Annotated in this window: 10 protein-coding genes; 9 read left to right on the top strand and 1 reads right to left on the bottom strand. The window is 38.4% G+C overall.

The genetic code is table 11. The features are described 5' to 3' along the window. Positions 1-3 precede the first annotated feature (3 nt). A complete protein-coding gene (locus ACOAOT_RS21790; protein ID WP_420218867.1) occupies positions 4-1,122 on the bottom strand; it encodes a C45 family autoproteolytic acyltransferase/hydrolase in 1,119 nt (372 codons plus the stop codon). 465 nt (positions 1,123-1,587) lie between these two features. Between ACOAOT_RS21790 and ACOAOT_RS21785 the strand changes: the two genes are divergently transcribed. The 9 genes from ACOAOT_RS21785 to ACOAOT_RS21745 all read left to right on the top strand — a co-directional run bounded on the left by ACOAOT_RS21785 (position 1,588) and on the right by ACOAOT_RS21745 (position 14,903). Further along, positions 1,588-1,773: a hypothetical protein gene (locus ACOAOT_RS21785; RefSeq protein WP_420218866.1), complete on the top strand. Its 186-nt coding sequence runs from the start codon at positions 1,588-1,590 to the stop codon at positions 1,771-1,773. 27 nt (positions 1,774-1,800) lie between these two features. Continuing rightward, positions 1,801-4,566 (top strand): hypothetical protein, encoded by a 2,766-nt coding sequence (locus ACOAOT_RS21780; protein ID WP_420218865.1) that lies wholly within the window; start codon positions 1,801-1,803, stop codon positions 4,564-4,566. After that, entirely contained in the window at positions 4,563-5,438 is an 876-nt protein-coding gene (locus tag ACOAOT_RS21775; RefSeq protein WP_420218864.1) for a hypothetical protein, read from the top strand. The genes ACOAOT_RS21780 and ACOAOT_RS21775 overlap by 4 nt, the downstream gene beginning before the upstream one ends. A 219-nt stretch (positions 5,439-5,657) precedes the next feature. Further along, a complete protein-coding gene (locus ACOAOT_RS21770) occupies positions 5,658-6,479 on the top strand; it encodes a hypothetical protein (RefSeq protein ID WP_420218863.1) in 822 nt (273 codons plus the stop codon). Between the two features lie 53 nt (positions 6,480-6,532). Continuing rightward, complete coding sequence (locus ACOAOT_RS21765) at positions 6,533-7,270, top strand: YomU family phage tail tube protein (RefSeq protein WP_420218862.1); 738 nt, start codon at positions 6,533-6,535, stop codon at positions 7,268-7,270. A 116-nt stretch (positions 7,271-7,386) separates the two neighbouring features. Continuing rightward, positions 7,387-7,605, top strand: a complete 219-nt coding sequence (locus ACOAOT_RS21760) for a hypothetical protein (RefSeq protein WP_420218861.1) — start codon at positions 7,387-7,389, stop codon at positions 7,603-7,605. 48 nt (positions 7,606-7,653) lie between these two features. Further along, entirely contained in the window at positions 7,654-13,503 is a 5,850-nt protein-coding gene (locus ACOAOT_RS21755) for a hypothetical protein (RefSeq protein WP_420218860.1), read from the top strand. 20 nt (positions 13,504-13,523) lie between these two features. Then, positions 13,524-13,799: a hypothetical protein gene (locus ACOAOT_RS21750; protein WP_420218859.1), complete on the top strand. Its 276-nt coding sequence runs from the start codon at positions 13,524-13,526 to the stop codon at positions 13,797-13,799. Between the two features lie 36 nt (positions 13,800-13,835). Then, entirely contained in the window at positions 13,836-14,903 is a 1,068-nt protein-coding gene (locus ACOAOT_RS21745) for a hypothetical protein (RefSeq protein WP_420218858.1), read from the top strand. Positions 14,904-14,905: the final 2 nt, after the last annotated feature.

Here is a 14,905-nt window from a genome sequence, read left to right as displayed (position 1 = left end):
TTTTTATAGAAGCGGCCGGTATGTATAAATATCCGGATCGGCGTTTTCCAAATTCAATCCAATTTCCCTGGCTGTTTCTTTCATGGTATCGACCACTTTATAACGTTCCCAACTATTCTCTTCTCTGCCGCCCCAACAGATATCGATTGATTTATCTGCCGGAGACAGAATCATGCTCTTCGTAGTGCCAAAAAACTCTTCGTAATAATGGGTACACAATCCCTCAGGATATTTTGACAAAAGCATATGCTTCAACTGGTCTCTGGTAACTTTACTGGCGTCGGTCAAGGTTCCTGTAATGTAATCGTAGCGTTTCAAAGAATGGACAAATGCTTTGGGTTCATAAGGAATTAATTCCGGTAAGACCGGATGATTAGTGGCATGTAAAAACTGTTGTGGCGAAGTGGAATCCAGTTTTTTATAGGATAATCTTCCATCCATGGTTTCTACCAAAGCTGCGTTGCCAGCCTGGTCAAGGAGTATTAAATTCAGGTTATATGCAATTGGCATATCACGAATATACTCAAGGCCTTCCCTTACATCTTTACAGTTCTCCAATAAAGCCCGAATGACTGCCCAGAATTGTAGACCTTTCATCTTTGGCTCCCGCATATAAGGCATCGCCCCTACTGGAAATCCACAGGAACTCATGGTCACCGCAAGTCCATGCTCATTAATACCATCATCCCGCCCAAAAAACAGTACGCTGGTGCCAATATGGGCAAACTTTCCTGTAATATTAGTTTTTACAAGACAAAAATCCTCTGCCTCATGATTAAATTCATAGTTCCGGGCAAGAAGAGGCTTTTGTTCTGCCGTCATAGATGGTAAAAGTGCAACCTGGCTGCAACGGGGTAACAGATAAGTCATTCCATAGAAATATATCTGCTCTGCCTTGACCTGCAACGCATCCGCAAATCCCTGGATTTCCTCATTCAGTCCCGGACACCATCGGCTGAACAATGTCTGTGCCTCTTTAAAATCTCCTGCTCCAAATCCTTCCACCGATTGGGTATGAATTGATCTCAGTTGGGAATTCTCCCCCATAAACTTTCCGGCTTGGTAACCTACTTCATAATTATTACCTTCCAGGTTTACAGTATAAGCTGTTACATGAATCATATTATTATTCCTCCTGTTCTGAGTCTAGTTTAATCAGTAAGAAGGCATATTGCATGATATTTTCTGCTGTTTTTATATGCTATTATCAATTTTTCTATAAAGTAATTTCCCCACAACCTAACCTATAAAATATACCACGTATAAATAAATTATACTATCTTCCCAAAATATGGTTTTATTCTTCCCCTATTCCCTCTCTCTCTCTTTCGAACGCATGTTCTGTTGCCATGATAACACTGATAACCTATGAAGTCAAGAGTTAATAATATAAAACCATTAAAATCAGTAGTTGACATTTTGTCTACATCGTGTTATTATTTGTCCACACCACAAAATAAACTACAACCAAATATACCCCTTTCAAAAACTTCTCATTTTACTTCCTTTATTTCTTCTCTCCTATTTTAAAAATATCTGACCGGCAAACTGCCAAAAGATAAAAAACAAAAAGGAGAACCAATCTATATGAAATCATTTAATAAACCAACCATACCAACAAGGGAAGAATTTCACAGAGTCTATGCAGGTGAGCTCAGTATTCGAGATTTCTGCACCGAACGTACAAATCAGCGCCATATACCCCCATATACGCCGGAAGAACGTAAAGTTCAGTCAGAAAAAGCAAAGATGCAGAACAAAAATAATACTTAAAACGAAATAATAAGGGGGAAAAAACAATTGGTCAGAGAACAATCCTGTCACAAATATATATATAAACTGCAAAGCAAACGCCTTGCTAATGCAGACTGGAACTTAACACTTCCGCTTTCCGTTGCACTTAATAATAAAAATGATGTGGTAGCCACAGGAGACAGCCAGCTGCTGCGCTGGATTATGGAGTTAAATGGCAACGAGGATATAGACAGCAAGGTTATTTCTATTAAACAGAAATTAAATATACTAAAAAAATTGGAAAGATGTGAAGAAGCTAAAAAACAGATAAAAGAATTATACAAGAAGTTATACAATCTCCAACATCAGAAAGACTGCCTTTATCTGATTATGAATTCAAGCAAGGATTATTACAGAGCAAACAAAGGATTTTCAGTAAATGGCACCAGGTACCGAAGACTACTGGGTACTAACGGTGGTGTAAAAAAGTCTACAATAACTTATGTAAGTGAGCGTATTTACAATGAAATTAAAAATCGTATGGACAATGACAGAGATTTAAACAAAAAGCTGATACCGGCCAAGCTGGAAGCCTATCAGGCTTTGATCTGCAGTGGCTCCATTCCCGTCTCCATGCCGCGCATTGTAATTGTAAAAGACTGTAATGTGTCCTGGAAGGAAGATGTCATCCTTATACAGGATAAGGATGGCGCGGAGCCAGAAATGACTCATGAAAAAGATTATGAAATCAACTATTGTGATTCTGACGGATACGGTCTTATGACTCCGGAATATTCCAGGCTCGTTAATAAAGAGCTCCATGGAGATTTAGCAGAAAATAAGACCATCACAGGCATCAATACACGCTTTGCATGGACAAAAGGGATGCTTTTTACATTTGATTATGTAGATTTTGCCCGTAAAATCAACCACGGAAATTTTATGATTACGGATGCCTGGGGGACACTTCGGGATGTCCGGGATTTTGATGTCATACTTACCACTTCAATGGTAAAACTCTGGGACTCCTATAAAAGTCTGGAGCATTTTCTTTGCTGCTCCAGGAAAAACCATTATCAGTTTTCCGTATCAAAGACTACACCTCTTAAGCTGGAACATGTTAGAAATGCAAATTATCAGTTTCTTCAAACCTATGAATTTACAGAGGAAGAGTTAATCCAACTTTGTGAACCTACTATGGAGGAGCTGAAAGGTGCCCTATGCATGGACTGGGGGAAAACTCTTGTTTTCTTAAAAGGAATGTATTTGAAAGAGGATCAAATGGAGTGCCTGAACAATGATTTTATTAAGGCACTCATGATTGATTCCCGGATGATGAATGATCCATTTATACTGGGTAAGGTTTATGGGATGATAAAGAAAAGGATTCAGATGGCCGCAAAAGGATCCATTCAGCTTTCCGGTAATTATGCCATTGTATCTGGAGACCTTTACTCTCTGGCTCAGTCAATCTTTGGCCTTCCTGTTACCGGCCTGTTAAAACCAGGAGAGGTATATCACAGATACTGGATATCAAAAAATGTAAAAGAAATTGCATGCTTTCGCGCTCCTATGACCTGTCACAACAACATTCGGAAGCAGTCTGTGGTTCACAGCCAGGAAATGGATTACTGGTATCAGTACAATCAGACCGGAATGATACTTAATTCCTGGGATTCCACCTGCGATGCTTTAAACGGAGCGGATAAAGACAGTGACAGTTTTTTTACAACCGATAACGAAATCATTTTGAAAAATACCAGAAACGTTCCTACTATTAAATGCGTTCAACGGCAGGCTGAAAAGATTGTTCCAGACGAATCCCATCTTGTCAAAGCAAATATTTTATCCTTTGGTGATGAAATTGGCTCTACAACCAATAAAATCACCTCTATGATTGAACTTCAGTCCAGCTTTAAACGGGATAGCCAGGAATATCGGATACTTGAATACAGAATTATGTGCGGGCAGCATTACCAGCAAAATTCAATAGATAAGGCCAAGGGAATCCTTTCAAAGCCAATGCCCAGGTACTGGTACGATAAAGCTGCCTGCGGCCAGCTGCCTGAAACAACAGAAGAAGAAAAGGAATTTAAAAAACTTTGCTCTCACATAGTAGCTGAAAAAAAACCTTATTTTATGAGATACATATACCCTGACCTTATGAAGGATTATAAAAAGTACACCACTGACAGCAATAAGAAATGTATTCGGCGTTTCCAAATGCCTCTTAAGGATCTTGAACAGATTCCGAATTATACACTCCAGCAGGCAGAATTTCTGGAATACCATCAAAAATTTATGCCAACCGGAAACAATCTCTGTACTATCAATCGGATCTGCCATTTATTTGAAGATGAATTTGGTCAATTTCTCACTGACCAAAAAAATGATACCGCATTTGACTACACCATTTTAAAATGTGATATTAACTATCAGAAAAGTGATTATAAAAAAATAGAAACTATAAAAAAAGAATATGATGAGACTTTGAAGCTCTATCAGCAGACTGCTAAAACCCAGCGTTTGGATAAAGAAGAGACCGCTGCAAACCGGGCTATGATGATGATGAAATTTCGTTCCGCCTGTGAATCCATTTGCCCTAATGCTCTGGAATTATGTGAAATTCTTTTGGATATGTGCTACACCACCAATAAATCGAAGCAGTTTGTGTGGGATGTCTGCGGAGATACCATTATACAAAATCTTCTTATAAAAAATAATAACACCATACATTTTCCTGTACTGACAGAAACAGAGGGAGAATTTAAATTTGGAGGAGAATCATTCATTATAAAAGAAAAAAAATTAGGAGAGGATGAGTTACTTTGATTATTTTAAATGAAAAAAATTATGCAGAACAATTACTTACATCTGATCAGATTGATTTTTCAAAGCCCTATCAGACCCTTAGCCTTCTGGCCCGCTATTATTATCATATCTGGGACTGCAATGGTGATAAACTGATTGAGCAGCTTCAGGATTTTATGAAGCAGCATTATCCAAGATATAATCCTGTGGACTGGACAAGCATTATAGAAACCTGTGCAGAGCGAGCCCTAAAGTATCCTCTATGCCAATGTGACGGAGTCTGGATTACTTCTAATGAACTCGATGTTATAAGTCAGATCAAAGATAAGGTTTTGGAACGTCTTGCATTTACCCTCTTATGTCTGGCAAAGTATCATAATTATAGAAATAAAAACAATCAAAACTGGGTAAATAATCCGGACAGTGAAATTTACAGACTTGCCTGTATTACTACTAATTCTTATGAAAAAGACATTCGCTTTCACAAGCTGAAAGAAGCTGGCCTGATTGATTTTGCTAACAAGATCGACAACCTGAGCATAAAGGTGTTATTTGTTAATAATGAAGCTGAGAAGAGGCTCTACATTACTGATTACCGTAAGCTGGGTTATGAGTGGCGGCTTTATAAAGGTGAGGATTATATAAGATGTTCCGGATGTGGTATCTTAGTCCGTAAAACATCTGTTAATAAGAAATACTGCAAAGATTGTGTAAAGAAGAATCCTTATTATACTCCATTAGGAATAAAGAGTATCACCTGTATAGACTGTGGAAAGCATTTTAACGCAGAAGCGGCCAGCAGAGACTGCAGGTGCGATTTATGTAAGACCTCTCACCGTAAAGAACTTCAGAAGTTGAAAATGAGGCGTTACCGTAATAAAACAACTGTGTAGACTGGGTTCATTTCAACCCGGTATTATCATAAGGGACTTGAGAACCCTGATAATACAAGGTAAAATGCAAACGTATGTTCGATTGTAATTTTACTAATATGGAAAGGTAATAATTGAAATTCCCTTTCTCATACACTCCTTGTTACCGGTGGTCTGATAGCTTTAAGCTGTCAGACTGCCGTTTGCATACAATTTGAATCTACGAAAGGAGGTAATCCAATGAAGCTGGATTATGGAACGCTACTGGGCACGGACCCTTTGATTCTGCAAAACGGCCTACATATTCGGTCTCCACTGCTGAAAGAAGTATCAGAAATTACATTTCCTGTATATCAATCCTATTTGGCAGCCCTGATGCTGGATAAAGAATCATATTTTTACGGAATTGATCATGAACAGTTCCATTACTTTTCTAATTACTCTGAAAAAGAAAAACAGGCTTTTAGAAGAATGCGTACGCAGTATGAATCATTTCCAGAGGATGAAAAAGATTCGTTGCAGCTTTTGGATATTATTATTTTTGATCCGATTCTTGTCTTCAGTCTGGAACAGGCGTTATCCTTTTTCTCAGGTTTCCGCCTTACTTACTCTCCGGAAAAGCAAGGTTTTTATCAGGAAGATGGGGAAAGCTCAGTCTGCTTTATTTCCAAAGCCGCCTACCCAGAAATAGCAGATTTAATTCTTCAAAGAAATGGAGTCTCAACTAAAGAATCAGAGACAGAGAAACCTGTATTTAAAAATGAACTGGCCAAAACCCTTTACTATCGGGCATTGCAGGCTCAGAAAAATAACAGATCAGGAATTAAGACAGATAAAAATATGGATCTGCCCAATATTATTTCGGCAGTTTCTGCCAGGCATCCCTCACTTAATATTAATAATATATGGGGCATTACAGTCTATCAGCTATATGACCAGTTTAAACGGCTTCAAGTCAACAGTTTCTACGATATACAATCCATGACAGTTGCTGCCTGGGGGGATGAAAAGAAGCAGTTTGACGCATCCCAGTGGTACAAAAATTTATTTAAGGAAAATTAGACCTGCAAAACGCTGGTCTTTTTTTATAATTTAAAAATCAGGAGGAATTTAAAATGACAAACATTAACAAAGCTAACAGAACTTGCTGCGACGTGGATATCCGCGTTTTGAAAACACTGGCTCCTTATCTTTTCTTTGAGGATGCCAATGTAACTACCTTTGGTTTCACAGCTGATGAAACATACGCCACAAGCAAGGGTGCTAAGAAAATCGCATTCTCAAATCCTATGGATGGAACCATGACTGTAGAGGCGCAGGTAAAACCATTTAAACTCTATGCTTTATTATCTGATGGCACCATTGATACCACTGCAGTAGTTGCAGAAAAGAAAACCATTGCCTGCACAGTTGCCGGCGAACTTTCTCTCCCATCAGGGGTAAAATCCACTTCTGTATTTGTTTATGGAGAAGGCGACTTTAGTGGTAAATCTATTAAGGGTGTTGCAGAGGAGACTAAATTTACAGCAGCAACGCCAGCTGAACTGGTAGTTGGTCAGTCTTATGAAGTTGGCTATCTAACCGTGAAGGAATCCGGAGTTCAGAAAATCAGCTTTAATAACAAGAAAAACCCTCAGGACTATTACATCACCATGAAAACCGTAGAAAAGGATGAAAACGGAGTAATTACTCCTTATGTGATTACTGCTTACAAATGCAAGCCCAAAAAGGCATTGGATTTAAGCTTTTCTTCCAGCGGAGATGCTGCAACTGTTAAGATTGAATTTGCATGCCTGGAAGATAAGGATGGAAATGTAGCCGACATGGTTGAGTACGCAGAGGCTGAGGCATAAGTTTTGAATGTAAACGATTGTAGTTTGTGTTAAATATAACACTCAGGGAATAACGACGTACCATACAATCGTTATTCCCTGTTTTTTTATTTTCTTGTTAAAAAGGAGAATGTATTTTGAAATTTTATTCTTTGGAAGAAGCAAAGTCCGTATACGGTGAAGATTCTCTTATTCCCATATCTTCCCTGCGGCAAATTATATTTTACTGTTCCAACGGCCTGCAGCCGGAATTTATCTGGGAATCAGAAAAGCAGGAAGGAAAAATCGTTGCCTGGTTTCATAAGGCGAAAAGCGAACTGGTTTATAAACGCTGGCAGAAAAATAAATGTATCTGATATGTGAGTAACCCCTAATCTCCCACCTACCTATTAAGAGGATAACATATGGCAGACAATGATTCTATGATTAAACTAACCGCAGCTTTGGAAAAAGAAAAAAGTACAAAGCAAATCAATCAGGATATTAAAGCATTAGAAAAGACCATCAGTCAACTTCGCCTGATAGCAGCTCTTTCTAAGGGCGAAAGTAAAAATAGCATAAACGCTTCCATACAGGATTTGGAAAACAATGTAAAAGCATTTAAATTGAAAACTACCGTTGACGTCCGCAGCATCAACAAAGAAATAAATGATTCACTGCGGAAGGTTTCGCTCAAAGATATAAAAATCAACAATCTGGGAATTAAACTTGCAGCAAGAAAAATGGCTCAAAATGTTACGGACACATTGGAGCGTTATGTAACCTTACCAAAATTAGAAATGAAACAAGATCAAATTCATATGGATCTCAGTAATGTTCAGAAGAATTTATCTCTGGTTACGGCTTCGCTGGAACTGGTTGTGTCTGGAATTGTGAAATTCAGACAGGCAGTGAAAACCTCCCGGGAAATCTCTTTATTATTTAATGAAATATCTGATCTTAGTGGTATTGCTTCGAATGATGTCCAAAAGTTAAGTGAAGCATCTCTTCAGGCGGCCGGTACCTATGGTAAAAGTATTAAGGAATACTTAGAAGGGGTTCTTGAGGTTTTAAAAAACAGTCAGGTTTCCATATCCGGCCAGGAAGATCAGCTGATACAGGTGTTTCAAACAATGGACAGCCTTTTTGAAAAGAGCACCATTTCCTGGGGAAATCGACTGGTCTCCATGCAAAATGCATGGGACGGCTTTGTCCACTCCCTAATGAACCCGGATTTAAGTAGTGGCAGCACTTTTTTATTTGAGACCATTTTAAGTGTTGAAACCCTTTTTGAGTATTTAAATCAAATTCCTCAAAAGATTGCAGAAATCAGTTCTTCTCCGGCCTTAGCTGCAACTGTAGATTTAAAGGTCACGGCTAAGAATGACAATACCCCTGTTAACGAAACTAAATCAGCACCCAAAGCCTTTGATTTAAAGGGATTAATGAGTTCTGCATCGGATTTTAAGGATATATCAAAATCGGTTGATGAGCTGGAAGAACAGCTAATCAAAGGGGAGTACGGCTTTGATTCCCTATCTGCTTCCATTGCGAAAAATCATGAAAATTTAAGATACTACCTTGGAACATGTACGAAAAAGGCGCCCGCCTCATTGGCAGGATATCAAAAATATTTAAATAAAGCCGAAGTACAGACAGACCTTTTGAGAAAAAAAACTATTTTGTTAAATCTTGCATTTTCAACAGTTTCCGCCATTGGAATGCAATTAGTTACAATGGGAATTGAAGCCCTTGGAAAAGCCATATACGATCAGCAGCACCAGACAGACATCGCTGCAGAAGCTGCTGCCAATGCCCAACAGAAACTGGCAGACATTAAAGCTGAGGTTGATGGTCTTAATAACAAGCTACAAACTACAGCCCAGCGAATTAATGAACTAAAATCCAAAGACAGTCTTACTCTTGTAGAGCAGAATGAATTAAAAAATCTGACAGCAGCTAACGAAGGGTTAAAAGATCAGCTCAAAATAAAGAGTGCTCTTGAAAATATCGCGGCAGATGACGCAAATGACAAATCAGAAGATTATTTTAAATCTACACAGGGTTATAAGAAGTTCAAAGGGATGGATGATCGATATTTTGATGATACGGAATCTTACGAATCACCAAATATGAGGACTAAACATTCAACTCCTTTAGACAGGCTAAAGGATGAACTTGCAGATTATCAGGAATTAAAACACTTGTATGAAGACGTAGTAAACCAAAAATCACAGCTTGAAAATAAAGAAAAGAAAACTTTTGATGATAATAAAAAACTGGGTTCCCTTCAAATGGAAAAATCCGACATTGAAGCACAGTTAAATAAACTTAAAAGTAATATAAAAGATTCTGTGCCTGAAATACAACAAAACCTGTCCAGTCTTGACCCAGTTAAAAATAAAGACTTAATAGATCAGGCCCAACACGGGCTGGATGATTTCGCTCTAGAATTCGGGTCATCTGAACCTGCAGTTCCATTAAAGGTAAGTCTTGATTTAGATGTTGATAAAAATCAAATTGATGAATTGATAAAACAAGCAGCCAATGGCGGGCTTACCACAACAGATATTAAAACCGATTTATTAGTAAAAAGCGATATGTCACCAGAAGATTTTATCTCCGCATTTAACTTAGAATTTGAAGAAGAGATAGGAAAACAAAAAAATGAAAATTTTAATAGTGCATTATCTGAACTAAGTGCCGTAAAACTTGAAGAGTATATAAACTTCTTAAATTCGGGTGACCTGAATAAAAACTCCATTTCTTCATTTACTGAATTGAATAAAATTATGAAAGAAACCGGAGTCAGCGCAGAAAATGCTGTTAATGGCTTAAAAGATTTCTCCAAAGACTATGTAACAAGTTCGGATTTAACATCAGGTATGGAAAATACTGCTCAGCTAATTGGAGCCGTCAAACAGCAATTTGCCGAGACCCAGGAAGTTGGAAGCAGCAGTCTAAATGCCATTTCAAAAAAGTTTCCTCAGCTATCAGCTGCTGTTCTTGAATACAGCCAAGGAGCTTTAAATTATGACGAACTAATGGAACAACTGGAGGAGTGCTATAACAATGATGCGGAGGCTTATCGTTTAAACATTGTCTATAAACTGCAATTTGATGAAAACTTCTTCTCTACTGTACGAGATCGTAATCAACGCTTGTTTGAGGATCTTGCAATTGCCTACGGTGATGATTTAAAAAACTGGAATAATCTGGTTCGGGCAAAGTCTGGAATTAACACTGGCTTTAAGAATAAATTATCAAATATTTTAGGAGGCACTGGTGACGGCGCACCTACACCTGATGAGTTATTTGATACATATATCTCCGTAAATAAAGATAATACAATCTCTGTTAAAGAGGAGACGAGGAAAAAATACTCGAAAATACAGGGGCAGACTCTTGATAAAGAGGTTTCTAAATATAACGAAAATATAAAGAAACTGGATGATGCTGCAGGTGCACAGATAATTGTTCCTGAAATACCAAAAACAACTCCTCTGAATAAACCTACCAGCCCAAATTCCAACTCCAGTTTTAGCCCAAACTCAACATCACAATCAACCCAGGAAATCAACTGGATCGAACGAGAAGAAAAACTTCTGGACGAGGCCCGAAGCCGATTAAAAGATGCGGCATCAGACAGCAATATTGACTACCTTGGTGTTTCCCAGCAAGATTTCAACCACGCGAAGGATATACTTAATTCTACAACCACACCTTCCATCGAGCAGCTAAATGAGCTGAAGGAAATGGCTGAGAAGTCCGGTTTGTCCATGGAGGAATTCTATAAAACCATACAGGGTGGAACCTGGTCCGCTTCCAGACAAAGTCTTCTTGATCAGCTGGTTGATGCAGACAAGCTCTCGCTGGAAAGGCAAAAGGAAATTACAGCGCAATACCAAAAGCAGTATGAAGATACCGTATCTGCTGTAAACCCTGATTATAGATATAAAATTGAAAACGGAAGTTTATCAGTCGAACAGTTTTCCGGAAAAGAAGCAGAACTAATTAACAACGCTATTTCTGCCTATGACAAACTTACCATATCGAAAAATAAAGTGAACGATCTGAATAAAGCCTATACCGAAGATTTTATGGCCAGCTACGAAAATCGTTCATCGGCACTGGAGGCAGAGAATGAACAGATTCGAAATTCCAGCTCCCTCATTGAAAAACAAATTGCTTACATTAAATCATCCGGCGAAGTAGTAGATTCTTCCCTCTATAAAAAGCTGATTCATTTATCCGGTCAGGAAGAGCTTGTTACGAATGAAATTCTTGCCAATAAACGAAAAGAATTACAGGACATACTGAACCAGGGTCTGAATTCAGAAAACTCAGAATCCTATCTCAAGCTGAAAGATGAAATAAACAAATCCGAGTCATCTTTGTATGACTTAAAAAAGGCGCAGGAAGAATATAACTTCCAACTCCTAAAGCTGCCAATTGAGCGCCTGGAAACTGTGGGCAATATGTATAAGGATGTTCAGTCTGCAATGGAAAACTGGTTTGGCGAAATGGAAGCTTCCGGCAAAAAAGCGGACTCCGGATATTACCAGGAGCTTATTTCAAACGGACTGACACTCACTGATCAGTTGGGGGAACAGGCAGACTTAATTGAAAGGGCTATGAACCATTATGACGCAGGGTCCGACAACTGGAATGAGCTTTACAGCAAGCTGCAGAACGTGAATTCAGAAATGTCTTCCATGGTACAAAATCTCCATAAATGGAACGAAGAACTGCTGAAAATGCCCTTAGACAAACTATCCGCTGCATCTTCTGATCTGCAAAAAATTTCTGACGGCCTGGAAGCCTTGAGAAGCGATTATGATACTGCGATCAATGCTGTAACCGGAGCTATCAATGAACAAATAACGTCCATAAACAAACAAAAAGATGCGGTAAACGAAGAATATGAAGCATCTAAAAAATCACTGCAGGATAAATTAGATTTACTAAATAAACAAAATGATAAACTTAAACTGCAGCAAAAATACGAGCAATCTCTCTATGATCTGCAAAAAGCAAATCAGCAGGCAACAGAGAAAGTAATCCGTAACGGAGAAGTTGTCTATGAACAGGATGCGGATAAGCTGCGGGCTGCTAAAGAAGCTGTACAGGATGCCAAATTTGAAATAGAGACCAATGAAATTCAATCTCAGATTAATTCCCTTCAGGAGACTTTGGATGGTTTAAATGATAACTATCAGAGTCAAATAGAATCACTACAAAAAATATCGGATAAATGGTCTGAGATTAACGCAAAAATTACACAGTCTCAAAATGATGCCAAAGCCGATGAAATTCTTGGCACTGGCTGGAAGGATAAAATACTCTCCGGGAAAGATGATAGCCTCTTCCAAAATATAAATGGACTTTATACCGGAATTACACGGCAGATTAGTGCTTATAAAGAGCAGATTGAAAGTACAGAGAAAATTTATGCCCTTTTGGAAAACTATACAACCGCCTACAAAGAAGGTACATTAACCTACAATCAGGCATTAACTGGAATTAACAATTTACTGTCCCAGCTGAACCAGAAGATGTCCTCATCAGAAAATCTGCAAAATCTGTATGATTACTACGCATCCATAAAGGGTACAAATCCAGATGGATCAAGTATTCTAGCCGGATTCCGACAGGGGATACAAGACTCCGCCTCTGAACTCTTAAAATCATTGGAGCAGTATAACAAAAATTACGGAACCATATCAGAATATACTTCAAGCTGGCAACAGCTGACAGATAATGTTGCTTCCATGCTAAGCGTTTTGAAAGATGTACGGGATAACTTAGAGTCATCTTCAGACAATAATGATGATGAAAATTCCGGGCAATCAAGCGGTGAACCGTATATGGGAGGCGATTATGTAAGTGGTGGACCTGGTGATACACATAAAGCTGGAATTTCCAAAGGACTGATCGGGGCAACCTCTGTATCTGCCAGAGAAACCAAGATGAAACTCTTAGGTCTGAAGCCGTTGGACTCTGATGAATTTGCTTCTATTTTGCACAAAAATGAGGCTGTATTTAACACAGAACAACAGGATATGCTCTTATCCAATCTGGAGCATGCCTGGAATTTCACTCCTGGAACCGGTTCATATATTACTGACGCTGGTGCTAAACCAGGTCAGACAATTACAAATTTTGAATTTGGAGATATTCGTATTAATGAATGCAGTGATCCAAACGAACTGGCAAAAGGAATTCTTAACGGAGGATTAAAAAGTGCTATCATACAGCAAACCGGAAAGCGCTAATGCTGTAAAATCAGGAAAGGATGGTGATACCAATAAATCTACAGGACGTTTATAAAAAACTAGCCGAAGATATGAATTATCTCATTAACTCGGCATCGGAAAATCTTAAGTTTGACCGGACATTTCGCGCACTGGTCAACGGCGCTGCAAAAGATGGAAAATGTACTATTTCTTATAAAAACAAAACTTATACAGCCCGATGCAATACACAGGTTAATCTCAATGATGCTGTGTGGGTATGCGCCCCCTGCAATGATTGGAATTCCTTATATATCCAGATGTCGGAATTTAAATAAAATACAGCATATGCATTCAAAGAAAAGGAGTTTAATATGCATGCAATTATTCACCCAATAGAACCTTTTGATTCCTCCATAGGAACTAATATCAACTTTACATGGCAGGGAAATCAGATATTTAAGGTCCGCTGTTTGATTAAGGATAATTCAACAGGGGACGTAGTATATGACCAGACCATAAGCACCATGAAGCAGAGCTATCTTCTGCCGCCTGATTCAACTTTAAAAAATGGGGGGTACTATATTGCCTATCTATCGGTAATCGATGTCGATGGAGTAGAATCCAGCTTTTCAAACATTGGTACCCCTTTTTACTGTTATCAGACTCCCAAGTTTCACTTATCCATTAAACCTGGAGATGTTATAAAAACATCAGCCTATCAGACAGAGCTAACCTATAACCAAGCTGAGAACGAACTTTTAGATTATTATTCCATTACCCTTTATACCTATCAAAAAACAGAACTTTCGACTTCTGGTAACCTGTATAAAACCGATAATCTTACTTATCTGATTTCCGGTCTTGAAAATGCAAAACAATATTACATACGGGCTACTGGTAAGACTCTCCATAACATGACATTAGACACCGGCTACATTCTGTTTACCGTATCCTACACAGAAGCCCAGATATTTAATCCGCTTGAGTTAAATAACCGAGCAGAGCTTGGTGCCATTGAAATAAAAAGCAATATCACTTCAACCGTTGGCATACCGGAAAAGGAAGTCACCTATATTGACCATGAGTTTGCAGATTTAAGAGGCAACTCAGTCACTTATGATATTGGTTTTGAAGTAAAAGGTGATTTCACCAAAGCGTTTCTTTTTTACAAGCCCGACCGTAACGCAAGAATTATTCGTTTTACAGATAGTGGGAAATCCAATGTAAACATTTTTTACCGGGAAGGTACTTTATCTGATTCCAATGGAGAGAAAGCATTTTTTGAACTCCAGGCAGAAACTTCAGGAATCAAATATATTCTGTTCAGTAACTATGTAACTTTCCCTGATACAAACCAACAATTTTTACTTCACCTAAACCGGATTGGCAATGCATATGAAATAAATGCCAGTGTGGTGAACCAGGCAGAAAGGCGGTGATC

Source organism: Lacrimispora struthionigena (assembly GCF_048627165.1).
GTDB lineage: Bacteria > Bacillota > Clostridia > Lachnospirales > Lachnospiraceae > Lacrimispora.
The sequence above is the reverse complement of the archived record's forward strand: the minus strand, read 5'-3'. Positions and strand labels throughout refer to the sequence as shown.